Source organism: Arthrobacter sp. CJ23, assembly GCF_024741795.1.
Taxonomy (GTDB): Bacteria; Actinomycetota; Actinomycetes; order Actinomycetales; family Micrococcaceae; genus Arthrobacter.
Genome location: NZ_CP102950.1, coordinates 102,409 through 118,188, shown reverse-complemented (window position 1 = coordinate 118,188; position 15,780 = coordinate 102,409). Strand labels below are relative to the sequence as shown.

13 protein-coding genes are annotated in these 15,780 nt (G+C 64.3%); 3 read left to right on the top strand and 10 right to left on the bottom strand.

Annotation, left to right across the window (positions count from 1 at the left end; translation table 11 throughout):
- Positions 1 to 57 precede the first annotated feature (57 nt).
- The 7 genes from NVV90_RS00570 to NVV90_RS00540 all read right to left on the bottom strand — a co-directional run bounded on the left by NVV90_RS00570 (position 58) and on the right by NVV90_RS00540 (position 8,294).
- Positions 58 to 1,395 (bottom strand): right-handed parallel beta-helix repeat-containing protein, encoded by a 1,338-nt coding sequence (locus NVV90_RS00570; RefSeq protein ID WP_258439265.1) that lies wholly within the window; start codon positions 1,393 to 1,395, stop codon positions 58 to 60.
- A 29-nt stretch (positions 1,396 to 1,424) separates the two neighbouring features.
- Positions 1,425 to 2,375 (bottom strand): carbohydrate kinase, encoded by a 951-nt coding sequence (locus NVV90_RS00565; RefSeq protein WP_258439264.1) that lies wholly within the window; start codon positions 2,373 to 2,375, stop codon positions 1,425 to 1,427.
- Positions 2,376 to 2,390: 15 nt separating this feature from the next.
- On the bottom strand, positions 2,391 to 3,974 hold the full coding sequence (locus NVV90_RS00560) for a glycoside hydrolase family 32 protein (RefSeq protein WP_258439263.1): 1,584 nt from the start codon (positions 3,972 to 3,974) through the stop codon (positions 2,391 to 2,393).
- A gap of 39 nt (positions 3,975 to 4,013) precedes the next feature.
- Entirely contained in the window at positions 4,014 to 5,057 is a 1,044-nt protein-coding gene (locus tag NVV90_RS00555) for a LacI family DNA-binding transcriptional regulator (protein WP_258439262.1), read from the bottom strand.
- A 56-nt stretch (positions 5,058 to 5,113) separates the two neighbouring features.
- On the bottom strand, positions 5,114 to 6,028 hold the full coding sequence (locus tag NVV90_RS00550) for a carbohydrate ABC transporter permease (RefSeq protein ID WP_258439261.1): 915 nt from the start codon (positions 6,026 to 6,028) through the stop codon (positions 5,114 to 5,116).
- 35 nt (positions 6,029 to 6,063) lie between these two features.
- Positions 6,064 to 6,951: a carbohydrate ABC transporter permease gene (locus NVV90_RS00545; protein WP_258439260.1), complete on the bottom strand. Its 888-nt coding sequence runs from the start codon at positions 6,949 to 6,951 to the stop codon at positions 6,064 to 6,066.
- 65 nt (positions 6,952 to 7,016) lie between these two features.
- Positions 7,017 to 8,294 carry an ABC transporter substrate-binding protein gene (locus NVV90_RS00540; protein WP_258439259.1) on the bottom strand — a complete coding sequence of 426 codons (1,278 nt, stop codon included), beginning with the start codon at positions 8,292 to 8,294 and terminating at the stop codon, positions 7,017 to 7,019.
- A 276-nt stretch (positions 8,295 to 8,570) separates the two neighbouring features.
- On the opposite strand from NVV90_RS00540, the gene NVV90_RS00535 reads away from it, so the two are divergent.
- The 3 genes from NVV90_RS00535 to NVV90_RS00525 all read left to right on the top strand — a co-directional run bounded on the left by NVV90_RS00535 (position 8,571) and on the right by NVV90_RS00525 (position 12,808).
- The gene (locus tag NVV90_RS00535; protein WP_258439258.1) at positions 8,571 to 8,771 is read left to right on the top strand and encodes a hypothetical protein; all 201 of its coding nucleotides are present in this window, start codon (positions 8,571 to 8,573) and stop codon (positions 8,769 to 8,771) included.
- 86 nt (positions 8,772 to 8,857) lie between these two features.
- A complete protein-coding gene (locus NVV90_RS00530; protein ID WP_258439257.1) occupies positions 8,858 to 10,063 on the top strand; it encodes a NosD domain-containing protein in 1,206 nt (401 codons plus the stop codon).
- A 159-nt stretch (positions 10,064 to 10,222) separates the two neighbouring features.
- Positions 10,223 to 12,808, top strand: coding sequence for a GH32 C-terminal domain-containing protein (locus NVV90_RS00525; RefSeq protein ID WP_258439256.1), 2,586 nt, complete (start codon positions 10,223 to 10,225; stop codon positions 12,806 to 12,808).
- Between the two features lie 87 nt (positions 12,809 to 12,895).
- Here the strand turns inward: NVV90_RS00525 and hpt are convergent, their stop codons facing one another.
- The 3 genes from hpt to NVV90_RS00510 all read right to left on the bottom strand — a co-directional run bounded on the left by hpt (position 12,896) and on the right by NVV90_RS00510 (position 15,740).
- Complete coding sequence (hpt, locus tag NVV90_RS00520) at positions 12,896 to 13,447, bottom strand: hypoxanthine phosphoribosyltransferase (protein ID WP_258439255.1); 552 nt, start codon at positions 13,445 to 13,447, stop codon at positions 12,896 to 12,898.
- Positions 13,448 to 13,476: 29 nt separating this feature from the next.
- Positions 13,477 to 14,514 (bottom strand): tRNA lysidine(34) synthetase TilS, encoded by a 1,038-nt coding sequence (gene tilS, locus NVV90_RS00515; RefSeq protein WP_258439254.1) that lies wholly within the window; start codon positions 14,512 to 14,514, stop codon positions 13,477 to 13,479.
- A 107-nt stretch (positions 14,515 to 14,621) separates the two neighbouring features.
- Complete coding sequence (locus NVV90_RS00510) at positions 14,622 to 15,740, bottom strand: zinc-dependent metalloprotease (protein ID WP_258439253.1); 1,119 nt, start codon at positions 15,738 to 15,740, stop codon at positions 14,622 to 14,624.
- Positions 15,741 to 15,780 lie beyond the last annotated feature (40 nt).

Below are 15,780 nucleotides of genomic sequence, written 5' to 3'. Positions count from 1 at the left end.
CGATGTGGAAACGGTACATGCTTCAGAGCCCGAAGTGTTCCTGCGCGCTGCTGCCGCCTAAGCGACGGTGGGTGTGGCCCTCAAGGCATTAAGAGCCCTGTCTGCGATAACTTGGGCGTCACTTCCGGAATCAAGGATCGTGTTCCGGGCTGATTCGGAATCGACCATGACGGCCGTAACGGCGAGGGCGTCCGAAGCCGCGGTGGTCAACAGAGCGTCCACCTGACCTTCGAAGCAGTCGTCACTTGACGTGGCGTGAACGTCCATCGCCACCACGTGGTTGTTGGAGACGAAGTTGCCAACCCCCTCCATCAGCCGAATGATGACAGGCGTCGCACCTGCAGGCCGGATGCTCTGCGAGTCGATGATCTGGGAGAAGTGGTTGCCGACCACAGAGTTGTTGCTTCCGCTGACACAGAGAAGTCCGTTGAGGTCGTCCAGTCCGTTGTCGACTCCCAGGAAGGGCGTCCAGGGCTCATGGTCACGCAGGAAGTGATTCGTGGCCACGAGGTTTTCCGAACTGTTCGCTGCGAGAACCACCATCCCGGGATAGAACGAGTGCAAGCGGTTGTTGGTGACGCTTGAACGCGTGACGCCGTTGAGATGGACGCTGCTCGCACCACGGGGGAAGACGTTGTTCGCGGTTATCAGGAGCCCGCCATGGTTCTCGGCGTAGATCGAGTGACCCTTGAAACCTGCCCCGACCAGGTTGTCGGTGATCTTTGACGCCTGTCCCCACCCGCGCAGCTCGATGCAGCTTCCGCATTCAGCGATGAAATTGTCGTGAATGGAAAGCGCGTCCGCGTTGTAGATGGTGAGAGCGTTCTCCAGGTAGACGAACCCCATGCCGGTTATGCGGAATGAGTCATTGGCATTCGCGACATAGATGCCGGTCTTGCCGTTGACGTAGCTGTTCTCCGGATGCATCCCCGAGCCATCCGGGGTGAAGTGCAAGCCGTCGATGCAGAAGTTGGAGAACTCCACCGAGCTGATCCGCGGGCTCCCGCTCCGCTCAACATAGAAGGCGGCTCCCTTGGATTCCTCCCCGTCCGCGGCAACGGGAAGGTCGACGATGATGCGGCTCCCGCCGGGCCACAGCTCATGCAGGTCGGGCCATTCGTCTTCGGGAACGTTGAACCGGATGCTCGATGACGTGAAGCCGTGTCCCGAGCCCTCGATCCTGAGGAAGCTGACGTCGATCAGCACCTGCGTACGAAGGTGGTAGTCCCCGGGCGGAATGTAGATCACCGCGCCTGGCTTTCCGCCATTGTTCTCATCGGTGGCCCTCTGCCGGTCCTTGATGTCGGCGATGATGCTGTTGATTACTTCACCGACGTCCTTGGACGCATTACCGACGGGCCACGTAGTCACGTCGTAGTAGTTGTTGCTTGACATGGGTTCTTCCCTTGTGTTGTGGTCGGGCTTCATTGGGCCACCGGTTGATGCTCCGGGAGTTCCTCCCGTAGTTCCTCTGACGTTGGAGGGTGAGCGCCTGGGCGGCGTACTGTGATGGCCGCTGCTTTGGATGCCATGCGGCCCAGCGACTCCAGCGCCGACGGTGCCAGCCCATCTGCTCCGCGCCTGAGGAGTCCATAGATCAGGGCAGACATATACGAGTCGCCGGCCCCAATGGTGTCGACCACGGCTGACTTAACCGAGGGAACGATGACCCGCGTGCCTCCCGTTGTGAGCAGGGATCCCTCCGCTCCCATCGTGACGGCGACGAGTCTGGTCCCAAGTTCAAGGATACGTTTTGAGATGTCTTCCAGGGATAGCTGCGGATAGAGCCACAGTGCGTCCTCGTCGCTGAGTTTAACTACCTCCGTGAACGGGACAAGTTCCTCGAAGAGGGTTCTTGCCTCAAACTGGCTGCCGAGCAATGCAGGGCGGATGTTGGGATCGTAGGTGACCACACAGCGCTTATGTGCTTGCTCGAGAAGCTCCCTTACCACTGCCGCTCCCGGCGCCAGGAAGGTAGCAATCGAGCCGGTGTGCAGGACGTTGGGAAGGCTCGCCGGAGCGATCCGCGGGAGGTCCCACCGGATGTCGAAGTCATAGTGTGCTGAACCATCGGAAGCCAGAATCGCAGTCGCCGTAGCGGTTCCGCCACGGCCCTTGGAACCGGGCAAGAGGTTAACACCGGCACTCCGAAGGTGCTTCTCGATAGCGGCGCCATGGTGGTCGTCGCCGATCGAGGTCAACAATGCGGTGTCCGCACCCAGCCGTCCGAGTCCGTAGGCAACGTTTGCGGGTGACCCACCGGGGTGCTCCACGGTGCCTTGGGGAGAGACAACGATGTCCACGAGGGCTTCACCGACAACAAGGACATCAATGCTCGGTTTGGAGTCATCGTCGGTGTGCTGGGCTGTTGGCATTCTGGACCTTTCGGATTAGGAGAGTGTTGAGACCGCGAGCTTCAGTACTGTTGCTGAGCCTCCCGCAGCCGATAGCCAGTTCTCCGGGCTTTCGGCTTCGGGGAAGATGAGATCAGTCAGGACGACCTTGCCGCCCTGGACGAAGACTTCAACCGAGCAGTGGTCCACGACGATCAGTAATTTGAGTACACCGTTTTCAAGGTCAACTGGTGCCGACTCGACCGAAGCGAATTTCCCGTGGAAGCCGGTGTTTCCTGACCGTCTGCGGTCAAGGATGAGCTGCGCGCGGCTTGTGTCGTAGCTAAGAATGGTGCCCTTGCTCCCGTCACTGCTTCCGAAGAGCCGGAAATCAAAGCGTTCGGCGCTTCCGGGCAGTATCTCCGCCTCAATGATGTGGGCGCTGCCGGGCACCGCGTCCGGCAACCGGAGGGCTGAATTTCGCAGCTCAAAGGTGTCTGCGTTCAATTGGTCCTTGGCAGTGGGCAGCTCTTCTCCTGCGCAGGGCTCGGCCAGGACCGGCTGCTGGATCAGACGGGCGGAGCCGTTGATTGCTGTGAGGCGCAGTTCGCGGGCGAGGGTCATCGAGGACCGCCAAGGGGCGGTGGGCAGCTCGTTGGCGTAGTCCCAGTTGTTCATCCAACCGATGATGATGCGCCGGCCATCCGGGGCGTTGCTAAAAGATACGGAGGCGTAGCAGTCGCGTCCCCAGTCCAGCCACAGGCATTGCTGCAAGGCTGCAGCGGCCGCCTTGGGGTCGGTGAGGGAGGCCACTCCTGCTGGCGCCGCGAGTGCACCGGCGTCCGGGAGGAAACGGGCGCCGTCGAAGTGCCCGATGAAGTACTGGCCACCGGAACCCCCAGCCACTGCGCCGGGGTTAATGTTTACGATCAGTACCCATTTGATGTTGCCCGGGTCCCCGTCCACCGCCAGGGGAAAGAGATCGGGGCATTCCCATTCGCCGGCGTCGGCGTTGGCCGGCCCGAAGTCGCTCAGGAAGTCCCAGGATTTGAGGTCTTCCGAACGATAGAAGACCACCTTTTGGTGCTGCGCTTCGACGGCGACCATGACCCAGTAGGCACCTTGGTCCCCTTGATAGCGGAAGACTTTGGGATCGCGGAAGTTCGCGGAGTTTCTGGTGAGGACAGGGTTTCCTCCGTGTTTTCGCCACGTCATCCCAGCGTCTGTGCTGTAGGCCAGAGACTGGGCCTGAGTGCCGCTGTGTTCGGACCCGGCTTTGTAGGCACTGGTGTAAATGGCCACGAGGGCAGGTGCGTCCGCCGTGCCGAAACCGGACGTGTTGCCGTGGTCGACTACGACACTCCCTGAGAAGATGTCCTCTGCCTCGTCGCAGGCAATGGCAACGGGATGTTCCGTCCAGTGCAACAGATCAGGGGAGGTGGCGTGGCCCCAGGACATGTTGCCCCAGACGTTGCCGTACGGGTTGCTCTGGAAGAAGAGGTGGTACACGCCGTCGAGGAAAACCAGGCCATTGGGGTCGTTCAGCCAGGTATCCCTTGCCGTGAAGTGGACGGCAGGCCGGAACCTGGAGGTTTCGGCCGGGGCTGTTTCCGGGCGTGCGGCGTCAAGGCAACTGGACATGTGTGGCGTTCCTCTGGGGAAGTGGAAGGGGCTGGCTGCCTATGGCCGCGGAGCCGCGACGGAATCACGGCGCACGAGGGGGCAGCTCAGAATGGTCGGGTGGAGTGCCATGAGGGTAAGGTCGGTCTTCCCCTCGACGGCGTCAATCAGGTGCTCGGTGGCCCAAGCACCCATCTCGTAGTGAGGCAGGGCCACGGTGGTGAGGCCCGGGTAAAGGTTGGCGGCGATCAGTTCCTGGTCATCGAAGCCGACGACTGAAAGATCAGCGGGAATCGCAAGTCCCAACTCCGCAGCGGCGCGGTAGGCTCCCATCGCCATCCGGTCGTTGTAGCAGAACAAGCCGGTGGGCCGGTCCTCGCGTGCCAGGATCCGCCGGGCCGCTTCATAGCCCCCTTGCACCTCGGAGACCTCGGACTCGACAGGTGCCGCGTCGCCGTCGAGCCCTGCTTCAGTCAGCATGGTCCGGAAGGCCTGGAGGCGGTCCCGGGTTGCGGGGACATCATCGGTGTTGTTGATGAAGCCCACCCGGGTGTGGCCTGCTTCGAGGAGCGCGCCCACGGCGGCGCGTGCACCACGTTCTTCGTCCGGGATCACGGCTGTGATGTTTCCGCCGATGGCCACCGAGTCGACCAGGACGGAGGGCACGCTGCCGAGGTTGGCCGGCAGCTCCACGTTGCGGTGGTACATGGTGGCGTAGAGGATTCCGTCCACCCGGCGTTCCAGGAGGGTCTCGACGTCGGCCTGCCGGGATTCGAGGCTGGACGAGCCGGAGGTGTTGATGATCATGAGGTTGTACCCCCGGGCTCTGGCGGCCTCGTCAGCGCCGAGGATGATCCGGCCGGCGTGGGGCGTGGTGGCGATATCCTCGCTGACCAGGCCCAGCATGCCGGTCCTCTGGGTGCGAAGGGCCTGGGCAAGGCGGTTGGGGCCATAGCCTAGTTGCTCCGAAATGGCCCTGACCTTGTCCCTGGTTTCGGGGCTGATTCTGGCGTAGGAAACCTCGTTGAGGACATGGGAGACAGTCGTCACGGAGACGCCGGCGGCGATGGCCACGTCCTTGATGCCGATGTTCTTGTTGCTCATCTGTCTCCCACGTCCATGTTCTCTTGCGTGCCTTTCAGTGTTGTTTCAAAGATGGTCTAGCCCTTGACGGCGCCGAGCGTCATGCCTGCCACGATCTTGCGCTGCAAGAGAAGCGTGAGGAGGATGACCGGGATCGAGTAGACGGCTGCGAGCGCCGTCATGGATCCCCAGTCCAGGCCGAACTGGGTCTGGAAGTTGGCGATCACCACCGGGGTGGTCTGCGAGCGGATCGCCGTCATCAGGAGTGCGAAGAGGAATTCGTTCCAGGAGGCCAGGAAGGCGAAGATCGCGGTGACGGCGATGCCGCCGGAGACCACGGGGATCACCACCCGCCAGAGGGCGCCGAGCCTGCTGCAACCGTCCACGGTCGCCGCTTCCTCCAGGTCACGGGGAACCGCTTCGAAGAAGCTGGACATGAGCCAGATGGAAAGGGGCAGCGAGATGGTGGTGTGGGCGATGGACAGCGCAATCGGGGTATCGGCCAGGCCGACCGAGGCCATCATGGACGCCAGCGGGATGCCGATCGCCACCGGTGGCACCATGCGGGTCACCAGCGCGGCCATGATGAACACGCGTCCGCTGGCGGTCTTGTACCGGGTGATGCCGTAGGCGGCCGGTACGGCCAGGAGCAGCGATAGCAGGGTGCTGATGATGGCCGTCTGGGTGCTGTTGATGATGGAGGCCAGCACGCCGCTGCGGCCCAGGGCGTTGGTGTAGTTCTCCAGCGTCCATTCCCTGGGGAGGATGGTGGGCGGGACCGCGATGGTATCAATGGGGGTCTTGAAGGACGTGAAGAGCAGGTACAGGAACGGGAAGCCGTACAGCACCATGGCGGCGACGAGCAGGATCCAGAGAAGAGTCCGGGTACTGCGGCGTCCCGCCTCAAGGCCTTCGCGATTGACTCCACGGCGCTTGCGCGGGCCGCTTGGGCTGGTGGCGCCCGACGGCGGCGCAACGGTTCGGCTGGTCATGGCACCTTCTGTTGCTTGCTTTACTGCCACGCTCATCAACTGTCCTTTCCTGGTCGCCAGATGGTGGTCACCGCGAAGAACGCGACGGCGAGCATCGCCACCAGGTAGATGGTGCCCATGGCGCTGGCCAGTCCCGGATCGCCGAAGCGGATCATGGTCCGGTAGATCAGCAGGCTCATGGTCTCGGAGGCGGACTGCGGGCCGCCGTTGGTCTGGATGAGGATGGTGTCAAAGGCACGGGCGGCATCGATGCCACGGACCACCAGTGCCACGGCGATGACCGGCCGGAGCAACGGGAGGATGATCCGGAACAGGAGCGCCGGGGCCCTGGCACCGTCCAGGCGGGCGGCCTCGATGAGGTCGCCGGGGATGTTCTGGAGCCCGGCGAACAACACCAGGCACATGAACGACGTGGTCAGCCAGATGTCCGGGATGGCGACCGAGAAGAGCACGATGTCCGGGTCGGACAGCCAGCCGATCTGGTTGGGGTTGAACAGGATGCCGGCCTGGTGCAGGAGAGTCCCGATGAGGCCGAAGTTGTCGATCATGAGGAACTTCCACAGCAGTCCGGCCACGATCGGGGCGATCATGAGCGGGTACAGGAAGGCTGTCCGCCACACCTGGGACTTGCGGCCGAGGGTGGTGAAGAGGAGCGCCATGCCGAGGCCCAGCGCAAACTCGAGGGTCACCACCACCACGGTGTAGGCGAGGGTCCGCCAGCCGGCGCCCATGAAGGCTTCGGAGGCGAAGGCCCGGAAGTAGTTGTCCAGGCCGACGAAGTCGCGTGGACCGCCGACGATGGGGGAAATCTTGAAGAAACTGTCGGCCACGAGCCTGAACAACGGGTAGGCAACAAATACTGCGAGGAACAACGCCGCCGGGGTCATCAGGTAGAGGGCGAAGCGGCGATCAGGGATACGCACGGGGTTCTCTTCCGCTGGTTGGGTCCGCGGCCGGCACGGCTGATGCCGGTGCCGGCCGCGGTGTCTTACTTGAGGAGCGCCTGGACCTGGGTCTTGGCCTCGCTCAGGAGGGCCTTGCTGTCGCCGCCGGCCACCGACTTCTGCAGCGTGGGGATCAGGACGGTGTCCACGATCTGCTGCCACTTGGCCGTGGCCGGGCGGGTTGCCGTGGCCTTGGCATTGAGCGTTTCGATGAGCGGCTTGAAGCTCTCATAGCCGGGCTTGTCCTGGTACTTCTCGAAGGCCGAGATACGTGCCGCGAGGCCCAGGCTGGATTCGATGCCCATGCTGTTGTGCTCGTAGGCGCACTTGACGAACTTCTTGGCGTTGTCCGCGTTCTTGGTGGCCTTGGGGACCGAGAGGTACCACGGTCCGGGGACGCCTGCGACGCCGGCGGAGCCGCCGATCATGGCTGCGGTGCCCACCTTGCCGTACACCGGGGCGTCCTTGGGGATCTGCCGGTAGGCGTGTGCCCAGAAGCGGGTCATGACGGTCTTGCCCTGGTTGAACAGGTTCTGCGCGGCGGCCCAGTCAACCTGAGCGGCGCCCGGGGGGGCCGACTTGGACAGGCTCGTGTAGAAGTCGAGTGCCTCCTTGTGGGCGGCATTGTCGATCACCACGTTGTTGTTGGCATCCAGGACCATGGGAGACCCGGCCTGGAGGACGTGGGCCATCCATTCGGTTTCCACGGCACCCTTGACGTCCGTGCCGTACATGCCGTCCTTGGTGAAGAACTCGGAGATGTCCTGGTACTGCTTCCAGGTGGTGGGTGCCGCGAGATCGTAGCCGTATTTGGCCTTGAAGCCGGCCTTGTTGGCTGCGTCTTCGAAGAGGTCCTTGCGGTAGAGGATGATCTCGGCGTTGGTCCACGCGGGCATGCCGATGTAGTGGCCATCCACGTTGGCTTCCTTGACGAGCGCCGGGAAGATGTCCTTCTTGGCCTCATCGGTGAAGAGCTCGTCGATCGGCTGGACGGCGTCCTTGAAGCTGGGGAGCCAGACTGAGTCCAGGGCGGCGACGTCGAAGGAAACGGCGCCGGAGGAGAATTCGCTGGAGAGCCTGTTGAACAGGCCGTCGTAGGGCAGTTCGACGAAGTTGACGTCGATGCCGGTGTCCTTCTTGCACTGCTCGGCGATGCCGGTGAGTTCGGCGTGGCCGCCGGCTTCGACGAGGACATTGATGGAGCTTGCAGCGCTTCCCGACGACGCCGGGCCCCCTGCGCCGCATGCAGTCGCCGTGAGGGCGACTGCCGTGCAGATGCCGCCGATGGAGGCGAGCTTGGAGATGGTCTTTCGAGCTGACATCGCTGTCGACTCACTTTCTCTCGGAACGGGATGGCGAGACTGTTTCGGGGTGAAAAATCGTTTTGCCAAAACGACTTGGCTCAAACACTAAACCCAATCCGAAGAGCGTGTCAAGCGTCACTTTGGAAGAGTTTTCGGGGTCTTGACTGCCGCACGATTCCGGCCCTACTGTGATCGACGGCAGCCGCAAAATCGTTTTGGCATATTTTGGCCGCTTTGGCAGCTTTTTGGCAGGCCGCCGCGTTCCAGGCACACACACCACCCAAGGAGGGCCCTTTGCACCCCAGCCCGTACCAACCGAGCCGCAGGACCCTGCTCCGCACGGCATCGGCAGCCCTGGCGGCGGTCGCCGTCGTCGTCGCTTCAAGTACCCAGGCCGCTGCCCGGACTGCCCCGGATCCCGGTCACCGCACAGCGCCCGACGCCGGCGGGCGGCTGCCGGCTTCCGGGCACCGCGGCATCATCGGAGTCCTCTGACGGACTTCGGATCGACCCGTTCCGGGTCCGGACATCCGGGCCAGGTCCAAAACGCTTCACCCCCAAAGATGTGAGGAGAACCTGCTTTGACCACCGTTTACGACGTCACCACCTGGTCCGTTCCAGGAAACCCGACGGCCACGCCCTACAACGACATCGGCCTGATCATCAACAGCATCATTGCCGATGTGAAGTCCCAGCAGACCAGCCAGGCCTCCAAGCCCGGCGCCGTTGTCTACATCCCGCCGGGAGACTACTCCCTGAAGACCCGCGTCAACATCGACATCAGCTACCTGACCATCCGTGGCTCCGGCCATGGCTTCACGTCCCTGAGCATCCGCTACAACGCCGGCAGCACCTCGGGCTGGCACGAAATCAACCCGGGCGGTAGCCGGATCCGCGTGGAGAACACCGACGGCAACAACGAGGCCTTCCGCGTGTACCGCACGGGAGATCCGCGCCTGAGCTCCATCGTGTTCCAGAACTTCTGCCTCGACGGCGTGTCCTTCGGCTCCAACCAGAACTCCTACGTCAACGGCAAGACCGGAATCCGTTTCGACTCCGCCAACGATTCCTGCCGGATCGAGGGCATGGGAATGGTCTACCTGGAACATGGCCTGGTGGTCTGGGATACGGACGCGCTGAGCGTGAGCGGCAATTTCCTGGCCGAATGCGGCAGCTGCATCGAGTTGCCGGGCTCAGGGCAGGCCTCGAAGGTCACGGACAACCTGATCGGCGCCGGCTACGTGGGCTTCTCGATCTACGCCGAGGGCCACATGGGGCTGCTGGTGTCCGGGAACAACGTCTTCCCGCGCGGCAAGAGCAGCGTCCACTTCAAGAACTGCACGCGCTCCACGATCACGTCCAACCGCTTCCACGCGTTCTACCCCGGCATGGTGAACTTCGAGGGCAGCTGCACGGAAAACCTGATCGGGGCCAACCATTTCCTGCGCCAGATGGAACCCTTCGATCCGCTCAAGCCCTACAACAACGGCCTGGACGACCTCTTCGGCCTGGTGCACATCGCCGGAGGTTCCAACACGGTGACGGGAAACCACTTCAGCTACGACGTCCCGTCCGCCTCCGTCACGCCGTCGGGACAGACCCCCACCATCATCCTGGTGGCTTCCGGAAACAACAACTACATCGCCGCCAACAACACAGTGGCCTCCGTGGCAGTGAAGACGGTCGTCCTGGACTCCTCCACCTCGGGGACCAAGGTCCTGGACAGCGGCACGCAGAGCCAGTTCGAGCCCTATCAGAGCAGCTACTCGTTCAGGGCCACGCCCTAGCCGCGGCACCATGACACCGGCCGCATAGCGGCAAGAACCACGACGACGGCGGACGCCGCCCCAAGGTGACGTCCGCCGTCGTCGTTCGCTGTACTGCACCTTCGCTCAACTGCATTTCGATGTACTGCAAGGCAAGCACTCTTGAAAGGTCTGTCAAAGATGACCAGACGCACCAAAGCATTGCTGTCACTCGGGACGGCCGTGGCCCTGACCGCTGCCTCCTTCGCCATCGCAACGAACGCTGCCCGGGCCACCGACCCGGATCCGGCGACTCAGCAATACCGGCCCTATCTCCATTACACGCCGGAGGCCAACTGGATGAATGACCCCAATGGGCTCGTCTACCACAACGGCAAGTACCACATGTACTACCAGTACAACCCTGAGGGAACGGGGTGGGGGAACATGAGCTGGGGCCATGCTTCCTCCACCGACCTGATCCACTGGCAGGAACAACCGCTCGCCATCCCGCGCGGTTTCAACGGAAACGACGTCATTGAGGAGATCTTCTCCGGGTCCGTGGTGGTGGACACCCTGAACAGCAGCGGGTTCGGGACCCTGCAGAACCCGCCCCTGGTTGCCGTGTACACGAGCAATTACACCGGCGCCCACCCGACTCTGGCCGGCAAGCAGGCGCAGTCGCTGGCGTACAGTACCGACGACGGGCAAAACTGGACCAAGTACGGCAGCAACCCGGTCCTCAACCGAAACACCTCCGGCTTCCGCGACCCCAAGGTGTTCTGGTACGACGGAGCCGGCGGCCCCTACTGGGTGATGGCCGCGGTGGAAGCCGACGAGCACCGGGTCCTCTTCTATAAGAGCAGCAACCTGAAGGACTGGACCTACCTGGACGACTTCGGACCGGCAAATGCCTTCGGCGGGCAATGGGAATGCCCGGACCTCTTCCCCCTCGCCGTGGACGGGGACCCGAACAACATCAAATGGGTCCTCGCCGTGAACATCAACCCGGGCGCCGTGGCCGGCGGCAGCGGCGGGCAGTACTTCGTCGGGACCTTCAACGGCACATCGTTCACCGCGGAGAACATCGATCCCGCCGATCAGCTTCCACCCGGCAACGTCCTTGCCGGTTTCAACGGAGGCAATTACAGCGGATGGAATGTCCAGAACGATCCGTCGAACAGTTCGGGCCCCTGGGGAAGCGCCCCTGCCGCCGGAAACCTTGCGGGACAGATGGCAGTCGCAGGCAACATCGGGGCCGGGCTGGTGAACAGCTTCCATGGCGGAGACGTGCCCGTGGGCACCATGGAATCGGCACCCTTCACCGTGGACAAGGACTACCTCAACTTCCTGGTGGGCGGCGGTAAGCACCCGCAGGAGACCGGCCAGCAGTCGGGAAACCAGGCCCCTCCGGGCTACCTGCTGTTCGACGGCTTCGACTACCCCGGAACGCTCACCCAAGCCGGCTGGCAGCTCACCGGCGACTTCCAGGCGGCACTCAACCCCTCGACGTCGGGCGGTGAATTCGCCATCGGGAAGCGGATCAACACCTTCGAGGGCGGCCCGTACCAGGACAACAACGTCGGCACCATCACGTCGCCCGAGTTCTACCTGACCAACACCAACATCGGCTTCCTCCTGGGCGGCGGCGATCGGACCGACGGGCAACTCCAGGTGGAACTGCTGGTGGGCGGCGTGCCGGTCCGCACCACAAGCGGCGCCAATTCGGGAGACCTGAACTGGAAGAACTGGGACGTCTCCCCCTGGTACGGCCAGATCGCCCGCATCCGGATCGTGGACAACGCAACGGGCACATGGGGGCACCTGACCCTGGACAACATGGTCCTTGGTTCGGAACCGGCCAAGGCCCGGAGCAGCGAAACCACGGTGAACCTGGTGGTCAACGGCCATACTGTCCGCAGTGCAAGCGGCGCGAACAGCGAACACCTGGCATGGACCGCCTGGGACGTCAGCGCCTACAAGGGCAGCCAGGCCACCATCCGGATCGTGGACAACAACCGCGGCGGGTGGGGGCACATCCTGGCCGATGAGTTTGTCTCCTCGGACGAATCCCGCCTTGAGCCGCACGACTGGCTGGACTGGGGAAGGGACTACTACGCCACGGTGTCCTTCAACAATGCTCCGGGCGGCAAGCGCATCATGCTGGGCTGGATGAACAACTGGGACTACGGCCAGAACACCCCCACCACCACCTGGCGCGGAACCATGGCCCTGCCGCGTGAAGTCGTCCTGACCCAGACGCCTGCAGGCCCAAGGTTGCGGCAGCAGGTGGTGTCCCAGGCGGACGCGCTGAAGAACACGGCCGCGACATACACGGCATCTGCCCAGGACATAGCGCCGGGAACCACCACGCTTCCGGTCACGGGGGACGTGGTTCAGATCGATGCCGAGTTCTCTCCTGGCACGGCGTCGTCGTTCGGCCTGAAGGTGCTCGGAAACGCCAGCGAATCAACCCGGATCAGCTACTCACCATCGACCACCCGCCTTTCCCTGGACAGGACCAACTCCGGCAACGAGGGCTTCCATCCGGCCTTCAGTTCCGTGGAGGACGCGCGCGTCGAGTTGATCAATGGCCGGCTCCACCTGCGCCTGTACGTGGACCGTGCATCCGTGGAGCTCTTCGCCCAGGACGGCCTGACGACCATCACGGACCAGGTCTTCCCAGCCGCTGGTGCGAACACCATCTCGGTCTTCTCCGAGGGAGGAACCGCGCGGCTCGAAAGCATGACGGTGACTCCCCTGAACCAGGCCATGTGGGGCGGCTGACGGTCCCCACCCGAAGCCGGCGTTAACAGCAAAGGCGGCCTCCCAAGGGAGGCCGCCTTTCGCGCGTGGCGCCGGAAACTGTGGGGTCTACTCGTAGACGTGCGGAGCCAGGGTGCCGACGAAGTCCAGGTTGCGGTACTTCTCGGCGTAGTCCAGGCCGTAGCCCACCACGAATTCGTTCGGGATGTCGTAACCGACGTACTTGACGTCGATTTCCACCTTGGCCGCGGTCGGCTTGCGGAAGGCCGTGCAGATTTCCACGCTGGCGGTGCCGCGGGATTCCAGGTTGGACTTGAGCCAGGAGAGGGTCAGGCCGGAGTCGATGATGTCCTCGACGATCAGGACGTCCTTGCCCATGAGGTCGGTATCGAGGTCCTTGAGGATCCGCACCACGCCCGAGGACTGGGTGCCGGAGCCGTAGGAGGACACTGCCATCCAGTCCATGCTGACGTGGCTGTGCAGTGCGCGGGCGAGGTCTGCCATGACCATGACGGCGCCCTTGAGGACACCCACGATCAGGATGTCACGGCCTGCGTAGTCCTTGTCGATCTGTGCGGCCAGCTCAGCGATGCGGTTCTGGATCTGCTCTTTGGTGTAGAGAACGTGCTTGAGATCTGCCTGAACGTCGTTTGAATCCACCAATGGCTCCTGTGTTGATGCGGGTGCGGCTACTGTTGGGGCGGTTTTTGATGCCGGAATACTAGCTTCCCACAGCGGGCGGCCTCCCGGGGAACCCCGGGGCCCGCCAGGGCCTGTTCCTGCTCCAAATCGCTGAGCGAGAGACGGTACACGCCCACGTGCCCGGGCAGCTCCACCGGCCCCGCCGAACCCTGCCGGCGCAGCAGCGCTTCGGCCGCCTGAAGGCGCCCGTACCCCGGTTGTTGCCCGCCGACGTCGGCCGCTGCCTTGGCGATGACCCGGAACCTGAGTGCCGGCGCGAGGTCCCGGACGGCGTCCTCGGGCAGCCAGACACCATCGTCCATGCGCTGCCTGAGCGCCTCATATGTGTCTTTCGCCATGTCTTCGAGGAAATCGGCGTCCTGCTGCAGGATGGCGGCCGTGCGGGCCAGGGATTCGGCGACGCCGGGCCCCAGCTTTTCCTCGAGGACGGGCATGACCTCCACGCGGGTCCGGGAGCGGGCGAAGGCAGGATCGGCATTGCTGGGATCGTGCCAGGGATCGAGTTCCTCGGCCTCGCAGATGTCCAGGGTTTCCTCGCGCCGCAGGCCCAGGAACGGGCGAAGGAGCCGCCCGCGGGCAGGGCGCATACCGGCGAGGGAACGGGTCCCGGAGCCGCGGGCCAGGCCCAGCAGCACCTGTTCGGCCTGGTCGTCCAGGGTGTGGCCCAGCAGGATGGCCTGGCAGCCGAGTTCCTCGGCAGCGGCGTCCAGGGCCGCGTGCCGGGCATCGCGTGCGGCGGCCTCCGGGCCGAATCCGGTGGACGCGACCTCCACGGTGCGCAGCTGCACGGGCGCAAGGCCAAGGTCTTCCAGGGTCCGGACGGCACGCGCGGCCACGTCGGCCGAGCCGGGCTGCAGCTGGTGGTCAACCACGACGGCGGCCACGGACACCGGGCGGCCGTCCACGTGGCCGCGGCGGGCGAAGTAGGCGGCCACGGCTGCCAGGGCCAGGGAATCGGGGCCGCCGCTGCAGGCCACCAGCACCCGTTCCGGGTAGCCGGCGTCGGCGAGCGCGTTCTGCAACATCTTGCGCGCCTTGCCGACGACGGGCGCCAGGCGCCCCGGCCGGCGTCGACCGCTGCTCAGTCCCCCGCTGGATCCTTTGGGTACGCCTCCCCTGGGTACGCCGCCGCTCACAGCCCCATCCGCTCGAGCCACCGCCGGGAATCGTGGATTTCCTCTTCCGTGGGGAGGTGCTCGGGAGACTCCCAGACGCGGTTGAAGCCCTCCATGCCGGCCACGGCCACCACTTCGCGGACGAACTTGGCGCCGTCGGTGTACTGGCGCATCTTGGCGTCCAGGCCCAGCAGGTTGCGGATGAACTTCTCCACCACGCCACGGTCCTTGCCGCGCTCGTTGAAGCGCTGCCGGATGGTCTTCACGGAAGGGACGATGCTCGAATCCACGGCATCCATCACCACGTTGGCGTGGCCTTCCAGCAGGCTCATGACGGCGGTGAGGTGGGACAGCGACGCCTTTTCCTCGGGGTTCTGCAGGAGGTCCAGGATGGCGCCGCGGCCCGGCATGGAACCGGAGGAGGTGCGGTCGCGCAGGGACCTGGCGGCGGCAGCGGCCCGCTCCACCAGGGAGTCCACGTTGCCCAGGAGGTGCTCGCTGAGCTTCCCGATCTCGTCCAGCATGTGGTGCCGCAGCCATGGCGCGGCCGCGAACTGGACCCGGTGCGTCTGCTCGTGGAGGCAGACCCAGAGCCGGAAGTCGTCCGGATGCACATTGAGTTCGCGCTCCACGGAGATGATGTTGGGTGCCACCAGCAGGAGCCTGCCGGCCGGCGGGGCGTTGGACTCCGGCGCGAGAGCGGCGAAGGGATCGTACTGGCCCAGGACCTTGCTCGACAGGAACGCCAGGATGGCGCCGAGCTGGCTGCCCGTGATGGCCCCGCTGGCGCTTGCCGCGGCAGGGCTCAGGGCAGAGGTCCGCGTTTCCATCATCTGCTGCAGGGCAGGCTGGAGCATCACGGCGAAGCTCTGGGTGTTGGCCTTGGCCCAGGAGGCCCGGTCCACCACCAGGACGTGGGAATCGCGCAGGTCGCGGGCGGCCTCAAGGCCGGTGATGTCGTGGACGTGCGGCACGGAAATGTCCGCATTGAAGCGCAGATTGTCCACCGCCTTGCCGATTTCGGACGCGCTGAGGGCAGGGCCGGGCGGGGCAAGCCGGGCGGCCGTCGAGGCGGCCAGTTCCCAGTTGATCAGGGACTGGGCCCCTGCGGACGAATCTCGGGCAGAAGACACCATGCGTCCATCAGACCACAGCAGGCTGGGTGCGCACCCTTAA

Coding starts and splice junctions, on each gene's coding strand:
- NVV90_RS00570 (WP_258439265.1), bottom strand. CDS start 1,395: ATGTCAAGCAACAACTACTACGACGTGACTACGTGGCCCGTCGGTAAT.
- NVV90_RS00565 (WP_258439264.1), bottom strand. CDS start 2,375: ATGCCAACAGCCCAGCACACCGACGATGACTCCAAACCGAGCATTGAT.
- NVV90_RS00560 (WP_258439263.1), bottom strand. CDS start 3,974: ATGTCCAGTTGCCTTGACGCCGCACGCCCGGAAACAGCCCCGGCCGAA.
- NVV90_RS00555 (WP_258439262.1), bottom strand. CDS start 5,057: ATGAGCAACAAGAACATCGGCATCAAGGACGTGGCCATCGCCGCCGGC.
- NVV90_RS00550 (WP_258439261.1), bottom strand. CDS start 6,028: ATGACCAGCCGAACCGTTGCGCCGCCGTCGGGCGCCACCAGCCCAAGC.
- NVV90_RS00540 (WP_258439259.1), bottom strand. CDS start 8,294: ATGTCAGCTCGAAAGACCATCTCCAAGCTCGCCTCCATCGGCGGCATC.
- NVV90_RS00525 (WP_258439256.1), top strand. CDS start 10,223: ATGACCAGACGCACCAAAGCATTGCTGTCACTCGGGACGGCCGTGGCC.
- tilS (WP_258439254.1), bottom strand. CDS start 14,514: ATGTTGCAGAACGCGCTCGCCGACGCCGGCTACCCGGAACGGGTGCTG.
- NVV90_RS00510 (WP_258439253.1), bottom strand. CDS start 15,740: ATGGTGTCTTCTGCCCGAGATTCGTCCGCAGGGGCCCAGTCCCTGATC.